General features: G+C 60.9%; 17 protein-coding genes and 1 pseudogene. 10 read left to right on the forward strand and 8 right to left on the reverse strand.

Features of this window, described 5'->3' with window-relative positions; genetic code table 11:
• Positions 1–59: 59 nt before the first annotated feature.
• Positions 60–1,448, reverse strand: a complete 1,389-nt coding sequence (locus QMO82_RS28085; RefSeq protein ID WP_183605964.1) for an MFS transporter — start codon at positions 1,446–1,448, stop codon at positions 60–62.
• A gap of 119 nt (positions 1,449–1,567) precedes the next feature.
• Here QMO82_RS28085 and QMO82_RS28090 point away from each other — a divergent pair, with 119 nt between their 5' ends.
• Positions 1,568–2,467, forward strand: a complete 900-nt coding sequence (locus tag QMO82_RS28090) for a LysR family transcriptional regulator (protein ID WP_183605965.1) — start codon at positions 1,568–1,570, stop codon at positions 2,465–2,467.
• 93 nt (positions 2,468–2,560) lie between these two features.
• Here the strand turns inward: QMO82_RS28090 and QMO82_RS28095 are convergent, their stop codons facing one another.
• Both QMO82_RS28095 and QMO82_RS28100 read right to left on the reverse strand, forming a co-directional pair.
• Positions 2,561–4,393: a methyl-accepting chemotaxis protein gene (locus tag QMO82_RS28095; protein ID WP_183605966.1), complete on the reverse strand. Its 1,833-nt coding sequence runs from the start codon at positions 4,391–4,393 to the stop codon at positions 2,561–2,563.
• Positions 4,394–4,662: 269 nt separating this feature from the next.
• Positions 4,663–4,836 (reverse strand): annotated as a pseudogene (locus QMO82_RS28100) (transcriptional regulator); the annotation flags it as partial.
• Positions 4,837–5,015: 179 nt separating this feature from the next.
• Here QMO82_RS28100 and QMO82_RS28105 point away from each other — a divergent pair.
• Positions 5,016–5,819 (forward strand): DUF3800 domain-containing protein, encoded by an 804-nt coding sequence (locus QMO82_RS28105; protein ID WP_183605967.1) that lies wholly within the window; start codon positions 5,016–5,018, stop codon positions 5,817–5,819.
• Positions 5,820–5,925: 106 nt separating this feature from the next.
• Here QMO82_RS28105 and QMO82_RS28110 read toward each other — a convergent pair whose 3' ends face one another.
• Complete coding sequence (locus tag QMO82_RS28110) at positions 5,926–6,612, reverse strand: helix-turn-helix transcriptional regulator (protein WP_183605968.1); 687 nt, start codon at positions 6,610–6,612, stop codon at positions 5,926–5,928.
• Positions 6,613–6,684: 72 nt separating this feature from the next.
• Between QMO82_RS28110 and QMO82_RS28115 the strand changes: the two genes are divergently transcribed.
• From QMO82_RS28115 to QMO82_RS28125, 3 genes are all read left to right on the forward strand, one after another.
• Positions 6,685–7,014 (forward strand): NIPSNAP family protein, encoded by a 330-nt coding sequence (locus tag QMO82_RS28115; protein ID WP_017993201.1) that lies wholly within the window; start codon positions 6,685–6,687, stop codon positions 7,012–7,014.
• Positions 7,011–7,361 carry an antibiotic biosynthesis monooxygenase gene (locus QMO82_RS28120; protein ID WP_183605969.1) on the forward strand — a complete coding sequence of 117 codons (351 nt, stop codon included), beginning with the start codon at positions 7,011–7,013 and terminating at the stop codon, positions 7,359–7,361. Before QMO82_RS28115 ends, QMO82_RS28120 begins: the two co-directional genes overlap by 4 nt.
• 122 nt (positions 7,362–7,483) lie before the next feature.
• Entirely contained in the window at positions 7,484–8,638 is a 1,155-nt protein-coding gene (locus QMO82_RS28125) for a site-specific DNA-methyltransferase (protein WP_183605970.1), read from the forward strand.
• 111 nt (positions 8,639–8,749) lie between these two features.
• Here the strand turns inward: QMO82_RS28125 and QMO82_RS28130 are convergent, their stop codons facing one another.
• From QMO82_RS28130 to mutY, 3 genes are read right to left on the reverse strand one after another with little or no spacing between them, the layout of a single operon-like run.
• Entirely contained in the window at positions 8,750–9,115 is a 366-nt protein-coding gene (locus tag QMO82_RS28130; RefSeq protein WP_183605971.1) for a nuclear transport factor 2 family protein, read from the reverse strand.
• Between the two features lie 5 nt (positions 9,116–9,120).
• Entirely contained in the window at positions 9,121–9,735 is a 615-nt protein-coding gene (locus QMO82_RS28135; RefSeq protein WP_183605972.1) for an HAD family phosphatase, read from the reverse strand.
• 2 nt (positions 9,736–9,737) lie between these two features.
• On the reverse strand, positions 9,738–10,826 hold the full coding sequence (gene mutY, locus QMO82_RS28140; protein WP_183605973.1) for an A/G-specific adenine glycosylase: 1,089 nt from the start codon (positions 10,824–10,826) through the stop codon (positions 9,738–9,740).
• Positions 10,827–10,933: 107 nt separating this feature from the next.
• Here mutY and QMO82_RS28145 point away from each other — a divergent pair, with 107 nt between their 5' ends.
• Complete coding sequence (locus QMO82_RS28145; RefSeq protein WP_183605974.1) at positions 10,934–11,431, forward strand: DUF721 domain-containing protein; 498 nt, start codon at positions 10,934–10,936, stop codon at positions 11,429–11,431.
• Positions 11,432–11,496: 65 nt separating this feature from the next.
• On the opposite strand, the gene QMO82_RS28150 is transcribed toward QMO82_RS28145, so the two are convergent.
• Positions 11,497–11,862 (reverse strand): hypothetical protein, encoded by a 366-nt coding sequence (locus QMO82_RS28150; RefSeq protein ID WP_183605975.1) that lies wholly within the window; start codon positions 11,860–11,862, stop codon positions 11,497–11,499.
• Positions 11,863–11,921: 59 nt separating this feature from the next.
• Here QMO82_RS28150 and QMO82_RS28155 point away from each other — a divergent pair, with 59 nt between their 5' ends.
• The 4 genes from QMO82_RS28155 (at position 11,922) to QMO82_RS28170 (ending at position 13,750) form a co-directional block, all read left to right on the forward strand.
• A complete protein-coding gene (locus QMO82_RS28155; protein ID WP_183605976.1) occupies positions 11,922–12,146 on the forward strand; it encodes a TraY domain-containing protein in 225 nt (74 codons plus the stop codon).
• Between the two features lie 110 nt (positions 12,147–12,256).
• Positions 12,257–12,532 (forward strand): type II toxin-antitoxin system ParD family antitoxin, encoded by a 276-nt coding sequence (locus tag QMO82_RS28160; RefSeq protein WP_183605977.1) that lies wholly within the window; start codon positions 12,257–12,259, stop codon positions 12,530–12,532.
• Positions 12,519–12,824 carry a type II toxin-antitoxin system RelE/ParE family toxin gene (locus QMO82_RS28165; protein WP_183605978.1) on the forward strand — a complete coding sequence of 102 codons (306 nt, stop codon included), beginning with the start codon at positions 12,519–12,521 and terminating at the stop codon, positions 12,822–12,824. Before QMO82_RS28160 ends, QMO82_RS28165 begins: the two co-directional genes overlap by 14 nt.
• A gap of 149 nt (positions 12,825–12,973) precedes the next feature.
• Positions 12,974–13,750 (forward strand): DsbA family protein, encoded by a 777-nt coding sequence (locus QMO82_RS28170; RefSeq protein ID WP_183605979.1) that lies wholly within the window; start codon positions 12,974–12,976, stop codon positions 13,748–13,750.
• Positions 13,751–13,772: the final 22 nt, after the last annotated feature.

Raw genomic sequence — 13,772 nt, forward strand, 5'->3', positions numbered from 1 at the left:
ATGCGGCAAGCGGCCGGCTCCGGGTCCCCCGGCTTCACCCGGGTGGCGACGACGCTCGTTCAGGTCGCTCCGGGCGGCCCCGCCACCTCGTAGCGCGCCCGGCTCAGGCTGACCATGCTTGCCATGGCAGCGCAGCCGCCTGATATGACGACTGCAAAGTTGAGTGCTGTCGACAATGGCAACGTTGCGAAAATGATCGACATCGAGATCCCACCGAGCGTCTGGCCGAGCAGCCGCGCGGTGCCTTGCATGGCGCCCGCCGCACCGCTTCGGGCTTTCGGTGCCGAGAGCAGGAGAATGCGGTTGTTCGGCGTCTGGAACAGCCCGAAACCGAGGCCGGCGATCACCGTGCCGACGAGAAATGGAATACCGCTCGGATCGGGCGGGGTGAGGCCGGCCACCAGAAGGCCAACCGCCATCAGCGCTCCGCCGATGGCGCAAAGCCATGCCGTCTTGACGCGGTTTGCCAGACGTCCCGAGACCGGCGCAATGATCGCGGTCGCAGCCGGCCAGGCCATCATATAGAGCCCGGCCAGAACCGGCGTCATGTGCAGGGTATGTTGCAGGTAGAAGGGGAGTGCGATGGTGCTCAGCATCTGGCCGCAGAAGCAGGAGATCGATGCGATCACCGCCACGCGAAATGCCGGCGTCGCCAGGAGGTCCGTCGGGACAAGCGGGACGTCACTCTTCCGTTCGAGGCGCAGCAGGCCGAAAAGGCAGGCGAGCGATGCCGCGATGAGCGCCGTACCGCTGACCGGCGCGGTCGCTATCCGGTCGGCGCCTGAGAAGAACAGGATGAACATCGCCGTATTGGCCAGCAGCGCCTTCGCATTCAGCTTTCGCTTCGCGCCCTCGACGTGCCCCAGCAGGCCGCCGCCGAAGAGAACGATGATGCCAAGCGGTATATTGACCGCAAACAGCCAGGGCCAGCTGGTGACGGAAAGGATGGCGCCGGCAATGCCCGGGCCGGCAGCCGAAGAAATGGCGATGATCATGGCGTTGATGCCGATGATCGGACCCAGCATGTGCTGCGGCAAGGCCTGGCGCAGGTTCATCATTGCCAGCGCCATGATCGCGCCGGCGCCGAGGCCCTGGGCGAAACGGGCCAGGATCAGCAAGGGCAGGTCACCCGCCAGAGCGCAGGCCGCGGAAGCTGCGGTGAACAGCGCGACGCCGATCAGGAAGACCCGCCGCGCGCCGTAGATTTCACCGAGCGCCCCACAGGGAAGAATGGCGACGAGCACGGCCAGCTGATAGGCCGAGACGACCCAGACGGTATTATCCGCTTGCGCGTGCAGCGAAAGCGCGATCGAGGGCAAGGCGACGTTGGCGATTGCGCCGTCGAGAACGACGAGAACAACGGCCAGAAGCAAGAGGGCAACGGCCAGATAGCGTCGAGGCGACGCCAGGCCGTCTTGAGCGATCGGTGCGGTGTAGGTGAGGGACATGGGAACTCCTCGGTGCTTGTGCGATGGCCCACTCATTACCCCTCGCCGAAATCATGCGCCAGACGCAACGAAATCAATAGACCGTTGCGTCTGGCGCCATGCCTGATTAGACTTGCGCCATGTCCGATCTCGATTTCAATCTCCTGGTGGCGCTGGACGCATTGCTGCGCGAGCAGAGCGTATCGGCTGCCGCTCGCCGTCTTGGCCTCAGCACATCGGCCATGAGCCGGACGCTGTCCCGCTTGAGGACGGCGCTCGGGGATCCGATCCTCGTGCCGGCCGGGCGCGGCATGGTCGCGACGCCCCATGCCCTGGCGATTGCCGAAGATGTGCATGTGTTGAAAGACGCTGTGAAAACGGTGCTGAGCCCGCCATCGACCGTGGAAATCCGGGAGGTGCGGCGCGACTTCACGATCCGCGCCAACGAGGCGTTCGTGCTTCTCTACGCCGCCGACCTCAGCGCCGCCGTGACCAAGGCTGCGCCGGGAATAAGGCTTCGTTTTGCGCCAAGAGCGGACAAGGACGTTCAGGCTTTGCGGGACGCGGCGATCGATCTCGATATCGGCGTCCTGCCGCGCGACAGCGGCGAGCTGCGTTGCCAGACGCTTTTCGAGGATCGGTTCGTCGGTGTCGCCAGGGCAGGGCATCCGATCTTCGATGCAGATCGGATAACGGTCGAGCACTATACCGCCTGGGGCCACGTGCTGTTTTCGACGCAGGCGGATTTCGCCGGTCCGATCGACAGGGCGCTCGCCGAACTCGGCCACGACCGGGATGTCAGGCTGATCGTGCCGAGCTTTCCGGCGGTGATCGCCGTTGCGGCGGCCTCCGATCTGATCGGCACGATTCCAAAATCCTATTGCAAATCCGCCGCGACAAGGGAGATCAGGACCTTTGACCTGCCGATCGCCGTGCCGGGTTTCAACATCGTCCAGGCCTGGCACCCCCGCATGGATACAGATCTCGCGCATCGCTGGCTGAGGGCGCTGATGTTCGAGACGTTCCACGCGATGAGCTGAGTGAGCGCCCAGCCAAAACAAGCGCTTCGCCCCAGTTTCACTGGAATGAGTGACCGATCGTCTTCAGGGCACGGTGGGTTTGCAACGAAGCCGTTAGGCCGCCCACTGTGCGCTCCGCCGGCCGGCTACGGATTGCGTTGAAGCCGTCGCACGAAGCTTGAACCGGGAAACGAGTTCACGCAGCTTGGCGGCTTCCTGCGCCAGCTGACTGGATGCAGCAGTCGATTGCTCGACCATCGCGGCGTTCTGCTGGGTCACCTGATCCATGGAATTGACGGCGGTATTGACCTCGGCAAGGCCGGTCGACTGCTCCCGTGCCGAGACGGCGATGGCATCCATGTGCTGGTTGATGCGGGCAATCTGTTCGCTGATTGCGCTCAGAACCTGGCTGGTGTCGAGAACCAGCTTGACGCCGCTTTCCACTTCCTCCGACGATTTCTCAATGTGGCCCTTGATTTCCTTCGCCGCCTTCGCCGATCGCTGGGCGAGCTCGCGGACTTCCTGGGCCACCACCGCAAAGCCCTTGCCGGCCTCGCCGGCGCGCGCCGCTTCGACGCCGGCATTGAGCGCCAGCAGATTGGTCTGGAAGGCGATCTCGTCGATCACGCCGATAATGCTGGAGATCTGCTGCGACGACGCCTCGATGCGGCGCATGGCCTCTTCGGCATGCGACACGACCTCCGAAGACTTGGCGGCATTGCGGTTTGCATCAGTGGCTTCCGCGCGCGCCTCGTCGGTGCGCTTGCTCGAGTTCGAGACATTGGCGGTAATCTGATCGAGCGCTGCGGCAGTTTCTTCGAGCGAGGCTGCCTGCTGTTCGGTGCGTTTCGACAGATCGCCGGCCCCCGAGGCGATTTCCCTGGTGCCTTCATCGATCGCCGTAATGGCAGCCGCGATCGCGCCCAGCGTCTGGTCAAGCTGGCGGATCGACATGTTGAAATCATGCCGCAGGCTCTCGAAATCGGGGGCGAACGGCTCTTCGATCTGGAAGGCGAGATCGCCCGACGCCAGCCGCTTCAAGCCGGCGGCAAGACCTGAGGTCGCTGCCCGCAGCCGTTCGGCGGCATCCTCGTCAGCCTGTTTGCGGGCCGTGACACGCTCGGCTTCGCCCTGCAGGCGCGCTGCCTCGGCGTCTTGTTCGAGTTGCTTGTTGGCAATCGCCGCCTGGCGGAAGACTTCGACAGCCGATGCCATTACGCCGATTTCGTCGGTGCGGCCGATCGCGGTGCTTGATATGGCCGTGTCGCCGCCGGCAAGCCTTTGCATATCGTTGGAAAGGGCGAGGATGGGTTTGGTGACGCTCTTGCGGGTCAGGAAATAAAGGCCAATGGCGAAGATTGCAGCCAAGGCCAGAATTGCTTTCAGCGCCATGCCCACCAAGGCCTTTACCTCAGCGCTGCGCTTGGAAATCTCGTCGGATGTCGCAGTGATCTGGTCGCCGGTCTGTTCCATTCCCGTTTCCAGCGCAGAAAACTGCGCCATGAATTCGGGCAAGGCCTTCAATGCCGACGCCGGATCCCGGCCGGCAAGATCGATAATCTTGGTGGCGCTTTCGACATAGGCAATGAGGGGAGGTTCGATACCGGCAAGGATCGCTTTGGTCTTTTCGTCAGTGGCCAGCGCCCGGTTGGCGTCGATCATCTCCCGGAACGATGTCTTGTGCTCCGCCAGATCCGCCTTCACCGCATCGGGGTCGATGCCGGCTGCCGGGTTGGACGCCAGCAGCGAGGCCAGCACGTCGGAGCGCAGTGCGTCATGCATCATGTCGGCCTGCATGTGGTTGCGCAGAATTTGCGCTGACTGGGCGACATCGGCGCTGTTGGCCGAGAGGGTGGAGGCAGACCAGATGCCGACGCCGGTGGCGCCGCCCGCCAAGGCGAAAATCGCAACGCTTGCAATGATAATCTTATGCTGGATCGACGCCATAGCGGGGCTCTCACGTTAATGTAGAACCTGAGAGTATCGAAACATGTTTAATGATTTCTCAGCGAGGCGTCGCTAAGCCGCGTAAAAACAACAGGTTGTGGTGTTTGGCTCATGCAAACGGCGGTTTCATCCGGCTGTTCCCGTCCAGCATGCCAATATCGCCGGGTGAAGAAGCGTCGGTGGCCGGCCCCGTCCTTCGAGGCCCCTGTGGGCACCTCAGGATGAGGCCGGAGAGACGTCGTATTCCGGAGTGGCCGTCAAAGAGCAACCTACCCATCGACCGGGAAAAGCTTCAAAAACTGCCGGTCGCCTTCCGGAGCAAACATGATCGAGCGGCTCTCGGTGGTCCGCCGCGCCCAGCCCTTGTCAAGGAAATTGGAGAGCAGGGCCTTGCCGAGGCTGCCGGCGAGGTGGGCGCGTCTTTCGCTCCAGTCGAGACAGGAGTCGCACCAGCTAAAAGAACAGCAGGACGGCAGCAATCAGGGAGTTGATGGACCGCCTGAGTCCTCGGACGGTTGGAACAAGAAGTCTGTCTGCATCACCCGCTGCACTCTGGTTGGATGTTACTCGTAAAGGGTATAACCAAAAGTGATGGAGCATAGGAGGAGGGAAGGAGCGCGTCTTGGGTTGGCATGCTTACATCGACGAAAGCTACACACCTGATGGTGATGCTTACGTGATCGGCGGCTGCATCGCGACAGATCAGGATTGGGCCACTTTCTCCGCCGAATGGTGCTTGTTTACAGAGCGATTTGGCCGCGTTGATGCCCACGGCCATCGGTATTTTCACATGGCCGAGATGGTGCACCGCTTCGAAGAGGTCGGCTTCTTCTATTCGGTCATAAACAAGCACGTACCTGTCTTTGTATCCGCTCGCTTCAACAGGTCAGAATTCAACCGCGCGCGGAATCGAATTTACATTCCAGGAGCTGCGATAGAATGGGACCGGCAAAATTACTACTGGATCGCCTTACGGTGTCTTATGGACAAGTTCCATTTAGAACGGCCGCAGCTCGATCGAATCATTCCGCAGAATGAAGTAGTTCAATTTCATATGGACGAGACGTCAGACAGAAAATCCGTCGAGCGGATGTGGGCGGAATACATCGTTCATCGACCGAACGATATTCGAGATCGTTACGCAGCAATTCCAGTATTCGAAAACGACAAGCATGTTCCACCCTTGCAAGCGGCGGACTTTTGGGTTTGGTGGGTCCGGGAGTGGTGCGATATTGGGCAGCCGGATAAAATAGTGCGTCATGATTTTGGAGAGTTTGTAAAGCCAACCAAATGGCGGTCACCTCGCGCCACGATGGACATTGCGTTCACAGAAGAACAATTTTTGCCAACGCTCGCACGAATGGCAAAAAATCAGTCAGGAAGGAATGTAATCGTTCTGTCCGGCGGGCAGGATGCAGACCTTTGATCTGTGTTGCAGAAGCGTTGCCTCAAGCGAAAATGATCTCGCAGCCTCCTCTATCTGATCGGCCGAGGCCTGATAAAAGCGACTCCATCCTTGCGCTGGATTTGCTCTACCCATCGACCGGGAAAAGCCCTAAAAACTGCCGGTCGCCTTCCGGAGAAAACATGATCGAGCGGCTCTCGGTGGTCCGCCGCGCCCAGCCCTTGTCAAGGAAATTGGAGAGCAGGGCCTTGCCGAGGCTGCCGGCGAGGTGGGCGCGTCTTTCGCTCCAATCGAGGCAGGAGCGGCAGAGCGGGCGGCGCGAGGTTCTGAGGCCGCCGACATCGATGCCGATGCATTTGAGGTCGCTTTCGCCCTTTTCCGTCAGCGCTAGGCCTTCGCCGACCGCGTCGATCGCGCCTGAGGCAATCAGGCTGTCGAGCATGCGCACGCCGTAATCGCCGGCCAGGTGATCGTAGCAGATGCGCGCCTTGCGCAGCGCCGGCTCCTTCGGCCCCGGTTGGTGGCGCAGATGGCCGCGTCCGGCGGCAAAGCCCATCATGCTTTCGATCAGCCGGGCGACGGCCTCGTCGGCCAGGGTGAAATAACGATGGCGCCCCTGCTTGCGCTGGGTTAGCAGACCACCGGCTTCGAGCTTGGCGAGATGCGTGCTCGCCGTCTGCACGGTGATGCCGCCGACGCCGGCAAGCTCGGTCGCCGTCAGCGCCCGGCCGCCGGTGAGTGCTGCCAGCATGTTGGCGCGGGCGGGATCGCCGATCAGCGCGCCGATCTGGGCAATGTCAGGACCTTCCTTCATACTTCGATCGTAACCGAAGCATCGCCGTCAGGCAATGTGCGAAAACGGGTGGGCAGCCAAAGGAGAAACGACATGATCACCTGCTTCATCCGCTATCAGATCGACCCCTTCAAGAAGGAGGCGTTTGCCGAATATGCCCGCAACTGGGGCCAGGCGATTCCGAAGAACGGCGCCGACCTGATCGGCTACTACGGCCCGCACGAGGGATCGGCAACGACGGCTTACGGCGTCTACAATATCGAAAGCCTCGCCGCCTACGAAGCCTATCGCGCCAGGCTGGCAGCCGACCCGCTCGGCCGCGAGAACTACGAATTTGCCAGACGCGAAGGCTTCATCCTCAAGGAGGATCGCATCTTCCTCAAAAATGTCTCCGCCCCTCACGCCAAGCTGGTGCTGCCATGATCGCCGTCATCTTCGAAGTCGTGCCCTATATGGGCGAACGCCACAAATATCTCGATCTCGCCGGCGAGCTGCGAACTGAGCTCGAAAAGATCGACGGCTTCATCTCGATCGAGCGGTTCGAAAGCCTGACGAACCGCGGCAAGCTGCTGTCGCTGTCCTTCTTCCGCGACGAGGCGGCCGTCAAGGAATGGCGCAATCTCGAAGCGCACCGGGCCGCCCAGCAGGCCGGACGCGGCGGCATCTTCGCCGATTATCGCCTGCGCATCGCCAGTGTCGTCCGCGATTACGGCATGTTCGAACGCGACGAGGCGCCGGATGACAGCCGTAGGGTTCACGACGCCGCCTGATCGCCGGCGGCAGCCGGCCGGCGGAATTAATTCCCGAAATCGGCCAGTGCTTCAGGCTTTGGTAACTAAGTTGCGTAACCATAACGGACAGTTAAGCGTAGAGCGTATGAGTGAGTATCAGAATGGCATCAGTTTTTCCGCTTGCCGACCTCAAGGCTTCCGTCAAGTCGGATTCCCGGCAGGGTTCCAGGCCGGGCTCCTGGGTTGACACGATCATCAAGGGTGATTGCGTCAGCGCCCTTGAAGCTTTGCCCAACCACTCCGTCGATATCATCTTTGCCGATCCGCCGTATAATCTCCAGCTCGGCGGAACGCTGCATCGTCCCGACCAGTCGCTGGTCGATGCCGTCGACGACGAATGGGATCAGTTCGCCTCCTTCGAAGCCTATGACGCCTTCACCCGCGCCTGGCTGCTCGCCTGCCGGCGGGTGCTGAAACCGACGGGCTCGATCTGGGTGATCGGCTCCTACCACAATATCTTCCGCGTCGGCGCCACGCTGCAGGATCTGAACTTCTGGATCTTGAACGACATCATCTGGCGCAAGACCAATCCGATGCCGAATTTCAAGGGCCGCCGTTTCCAGAACGCCCATGAGACGATGATCTGGGCAAGCCCGAATGCCAAGGCCAAGGGCTATACCTTCAATTACGATGCGATGAAGGCGGCCAATGACGACGTGCAGATGCGCTCGGACTGGCTGTTCCCGATCTGCAACGGCAATGAGCGGCTGAAGGGCGAGGACGGCAAGAAGGTCCATCCGACCCAGAAGCCGGAAGCGCTGCTGGCCCGCGTCATCATGGCCTCGACCAAGCCTGGCGATATCGTCCTCGATCCCTTCTTCGGGTCGGGAACGACGGGTGCCGTCGCCAAGCGCCTCGGCCGCCACTTCGTCGGCATCGAGCGCGAACAGGATTATATCGATGCGGCCTCGGCCCGCATCGCCGCCGTCGAGCCGCTCGGCAAGGCGGAACTGACTGTTATGACCGGCAAGAAGGCCGAAGTCCGTGTCGCCTTCAACGTGCTTGTCGAAAGCGGCCTGATCAAGCCCGGCCAGGTGCTGACCGACGCCAGGCGCCGCTACAGCGCCATCGTGCGCGCCGACGGCACCGTCGCTTCCGGCGGCGAGGCCGGCTCTATTCATCGTCTCGGCGCCAAGGTGCAGGGTCTCGATGCATGCAACGGATGGACCTTCTGGCATTTCGAAGACGGGCAGTCCCTGCGCCCGATCGACGATCTCAGGTCCGTCATCCGCAGTGATCTGGCAAAGGTGGAGTGAGCACCACCTTCGGCGGATCGAAATACCTTCTTCCGGTTTCCTCCAGTTGCGGAAGAAGACCAAGACGCCCGGGGTCGAATCCCGGGCGTCCTCTATTTCTGAGGTGCTGCTTCAGAAATTCTTGTAATCGGTGACCTCGACCCGCGTGATGCGGCCTTCTTCGTTGAAGCTGATCGTCTCCTCGCCCTGGCGGACCAGCGGCTTGCCGGTCTGGCTGTGGGTGGCGCGAAGCGACCAGACCGCGCGGCCGGAGAGCGGCGTCAACGTTTCCACCAGTGAATTTTCCGCCGTCTGGTCGGGATAGTCGTCGAAGTAACGCCGGAAGGCAGCCATGATCTCAGTCCGTCCGGCAAGACTGCCGACGCCGTTCGAGACATAGGTGGCATTCTCGGCGAAATAGCTCTCGATCGCGGGAAAATCGAGGGCGTTGATGGCGGCGTGAAAACGTTCGATTTCTTCTGCGGGGTCGAATGCCATGGGTCTCAGACCTTCAATCCGTAACCGGCAAGATCGCTGCGCAGCTTATCCGCGCCCGAAAACAGCACCGCATTCCAGCCATAGGCCTTGGCGCCTTCGACATTGACCGGCGCGTCGTCGATGAAGATCGTCGCCTTGGGATCAAGGCCGAAACTTTTCGTGTGCGTCTCGTAGATGGCGATATCCGGCTTGATCAGTCCGACATCGCCGGAAACTGTGACGCCGCGTGGTTTGGTCAGGAAGGGGAAGCGCGCCTGCGCCTCGCGGAAGGTGTCGGAGGCGAAGTTGGTCAGCATCGTCACGTCGCGGCCCTCGGCGATCAGCCCTTCCATGATCGCAACGCTATCCTCATAGGCGTGCGGCACCATCTCATGCCAGTATTTACGGAAGGCGCGGATATGCTCTTCGCGGGCGGGGTGCTGTTCGATCAACAGCGCTTCGGCCTCCGCCCAGCTGCGGCCGCGGTCCTGCTCGATGTTCCAGTCATGGGTGCAGATATTGGCGAAAAACCAGTTGCGCTCGGTCTCATCGGGGATGAGGCGGCTGAAGGGAAGATGCGGATCGTAATGAATAAGGACTTTGCCGATGTCGAAAACGATATGTTTTATGCCGGTGGTCATGGTCATCCCTTGGATGTTTTGAACGCGAGAGGAATAGCCGCTGCGATCGCTTTTTTCATGACGGTCGGCAAGGCCTGGGCTTCAAGATTTGTAACCGGCTCCCACCATCCGTCAGCGCCGATTTTCGCGGCGATCGCCGCGCGCCAGATCGAAAGCCGGAGCTCGAAATGGGTGAAGACATGGATGACGGTGCCAGCGGACTGCCAGGCCGCCTCGAAGGGTGCCGCCGCAGCCGAGGTCTCGCCGTCGATACGCGCCGTCCACGCCGTCGTCGGCACTTCGGTCATGCCGCCGAGCAGGCCGCTTTCTGCGCGCCGCCGCAGCAGGATCTCGCCATCACCGGTCACCGCGATGAAGGCCGCGCCGTAGCGCACCGGCTTCTCCTTCTTCGCCGCCTTGACCGGAAAGAGCTCGGGATCGGAAAGCTTCAGCGCCTCACACGATCCGCGGAACGGACAGAGCGAACAGGCCGGCCGCTTCGGCGTGCAGATCGTCGCACCCAGATCCATCATCGCCTGGGCGAAATCGCCGGGCCGGGCCGCCGGCGTCAGCAGCGCCACCTTCTCCTTCATCAGCGGTTTGGCAGCCGGCAGCGGCGTCGTGATCGCATAGAGCCTGGAGATCACCCGCTCGACATTGCCGTCCATCACAGCCGCTTGCCGGTCAAAGGCGATGGCTGCGACGGCGGCGGCCGTATAGTCGCCGATGCCGGGCAGGGATCTGAGGCCTTCTTCGGTGTCGGGAAAGACGCCGCCATGCTCTGTCGCCACCGCCTCGGCGCATTTCTTCAGGTTGCGGGCCCGCGCATAATAGCCGAGCCCCGCCCAGGCGGCCATCACAGCCTCGGTCTCGGCTGCGGCAAGATCGGTCACCTCAGGCCAGCGCTGCAGAAACTTCTCGAAATAGGGTTTGACCGCCTGCACCGTCGTCTGCTGCAGCATCACTTCGGAAAGCCAGACGTGATAGGGATCGGGTTTGACGCCGCGCGCCGCCATGCCGGGCGAGATGCGCCAGGGCAGGTCGCGGTGGTGGCGGTCGTACCAGTCGAGCAGGGGCTTGGCGGATGGCGTGTCGAGTGTGATGAGCGTCATGATTTGCCGCGATGCGGGGAAGTGCCTATACTTGGCGAAGCAATGCCGCGCGATCAAGTCGGTCCCGTCAATTCCTGTGCGATTGTCCGGCGCCCCCAAGGTTTTCGATGAGTTATCCACGCAAAGGTGCAAAGCAGATTTCCGAGCTGGCGAACGGGCTGATCGATCCCGTGCTTGCGCGCCGCGCCGGCATCAACACGGCGCTGCTCGGCTCGTGGAGCGAAATCGCCGGCGAGGATTTCGCCGATTGCACCCGGCCGGAAAAGATCGCCTGGGCCCGCGGCGGCAACGAGGCCGGCGGCTTCCGCCCCGGTGTGCTGACCATCGCCTGCGAAGGCGCCCGTGCGCTGTTCCTCACCCATGCCCAGGGCGAACTCATCCAGCGCATCAACAGCTTCTTCGGCTTCGCCGCCGTCCACCAAATCCGCATCGTCCAGAAGCCGGTCTCCCAAGCCCCCCGCCGCTCCCGCACCCCGCCGCCGCTGAAGGGCGAGGCCGCCCGCAAGCTCGAAGGCATGATGGAGGGGATAGAGGGAGACAAGCTGCGCCACGCGATCCAGCGCTTGGGGACGGCGGTGATGGGGAAGCAGGGGAAACAACGCTGATGAGCAAAAGGCCTAACTTGATCGGCAACGCGTTGGGGTGCCATGGCACCACCATCTCCGTGTGCCTAGTTTTTTGATCCCGCTTCAACAAGCTCACGGGTGACAGCGAATTCCGTTCTGCCCGAAATCGAATTGTAAGGCTCACATTGTGTGATTGCGTCAGCGATCAATGGGGCTGCCGTTTTTTCCCATTCGGATGGCGGTGTGCGGAAGTTGACGGATAAAAAGTCGGCAGATCCGTCTTTGATGACCGCCACAATCAGGAAGTTATAAGCACTCGGCGCGTCCGCAGGCAGCTTTAGACATCTAAGCATCTGATTGAAAACAATATTCCCGCCGTCTTCAGAGGCGGCAGCGCTTGTGACCTTCATGGCCAATGCGACCGAGGCAATAAGCGCGCAATAGAGAAAAGTCTTCGTCAAAAAATGCATTCAAAATACCCCTCTGAATAGTCGTCTGCTATGCTTGTACAGCAGACGGGAGAAAAATCATGCTGGTCTTGCAATTGCCCCCTGATATCGAAGCACGGCTGATTGAGCTTTCCAAGCGTACCGGCCGCAGCAAGTGCTTCTATGCGCGGCAAGCCATGATCAAGCAGCTCGACGACCTCGAAGATATCTATCTTGCCGAAAAGCGCCTCGAAGAGCTTCGTCGGAGCGAGAGCGATACGGTGCCACTGGGCGAATTGATGGCGCGTTATAGCGCGGAAGATTGAGTTTCATCTCGAGCAGCCGAACGCCAGCCTGAAAAGCTTGGGCGTGAAGTCTGACTTGAACTCTGTCACGGGTGTATTACACTGTAATCACTTGATAGGAGTGAACAGGAATGCGCAGCAGCAAACCCATTACGGTTACGCTCGGCAGTCAGCAGAAAAGCCTGGAAGGACGGCTGCAATCGGGCGCTTATAGTTCGGCGAGCGAGGTCATTCGCGCCGCGTTGCGCGCGCTCGACCGGGAAGAGAATGCGATCGACGAAATCATGCGTCTGAAAATCCGCGAGGCGATCGATGATCCGGGTTCGGATATCGATGCCGATACGGTCTTCGAGCGGCTCGAACATCTGCATGCCGAGCGGATGAAGGCTGAGGATGGTCGCGCTTAAGGTCGTATTTGGTCCTAGAGCGGAGAAGGATCTGCTCGATATCTACGCATTCATAGCTGCGGAGAATTCTATGGCGGCGATGGACTTCATCCGCCGGCTGAGGCAGGTCTGTCATGGTCTGGAAGACATGCCGGAAAGGGGAGCGCCGCGCGAGGATTTTGCCCAGGGTGTTCGAATTCTGGTTTTCGAGCGGCGTGTGACGATCGCTTACCGGGTCGTGAAGGATCGGGTGCAGGTGTTGAGGCTGTTCTATGCCGGCCGAAATACGCCTTCGGCCTTCCGTGAAAACTGAGAATCGCTCATTTCGGAACGCAACGTCCGCTTTCGGTCCCATCAAGGTCACAATTCTTTGAAGGAAGTTGGTGAACCGTGGCTTGTGGGCGGCCGTCAGCCGTTATATCGCACAGTCACGCCGTCAATCTCATTAGTTATGGGGAACCCATGCAGATGTCCGAAATGCAACTGACGAAACGCCGCCTGCTCAGCGGTATCGCCATCGCCGCAGCTGCCGTGGCGCTTGTCGCCTGCAACGACAGCAAGGACGCTGCCGATGCTTCGTCTTCCGGCAAGACCATGGCCGACGGCACCAATGTCGACACCATCCAGACGGCGGCCACGGCGGCGACCGAAATGCCGGAGTCCGATGGTGATGTCGACATGGCCGAAGTGCTGAAGCCCGGCACGCTGCCGGAGATGGCGCTCGGAAAGGCCGATGCCCCGGTCAAGATCGTCGAATATATGTCGATGACCTGCCCGCATTGCGCCCATTTCCACAACACCACCTTCGACGCCATCAAGCAGAAATATGTCGACAGCGGCAAGGTGCAGTTCATCATCCGCGAATTCCCCTTCGACCCGCGCGCTGCCGCCGCCTTCATGCTTGCCCGCTGCAGCGCCTCCAATCCGGAGCAATTGAGCACGCCGGAACAGTATTTCCCGATGGTTTCGATGCTGTTCAAGCAGCAGCAGGTCTGGGCCGCCGCCGATGATGGCCGCGCCGCACTGCTGCAGATGTCGAAGCTTGCCGGATTTACTGAGGATAGCTTCACGAAATGCTTGACGAACCAGAAGCTTCTGGATGAAGTGAACGCCACGCGGGAAAGAGGTTCCAAGGATTTTGGCGTCAACGCCACCCCGACTTTCCTGATCAATGGCAAGCGCTACTCTGGAGACATGCCGGTTGACACTTTGTCGAAGCTCATCGACAGCCTGCTCTGAACCGGATCGTTTCGATAGAACG

The organism is Rhizobium sp. BT04 (assembly GCF_030053135.1).
Classification (GTDB): Bacteria; Pseudomonadota; Alphaproteobacteria; order Rhizobiales; family Rhizobiaceae; genus Rhizobium; species Rhizobium binxianense.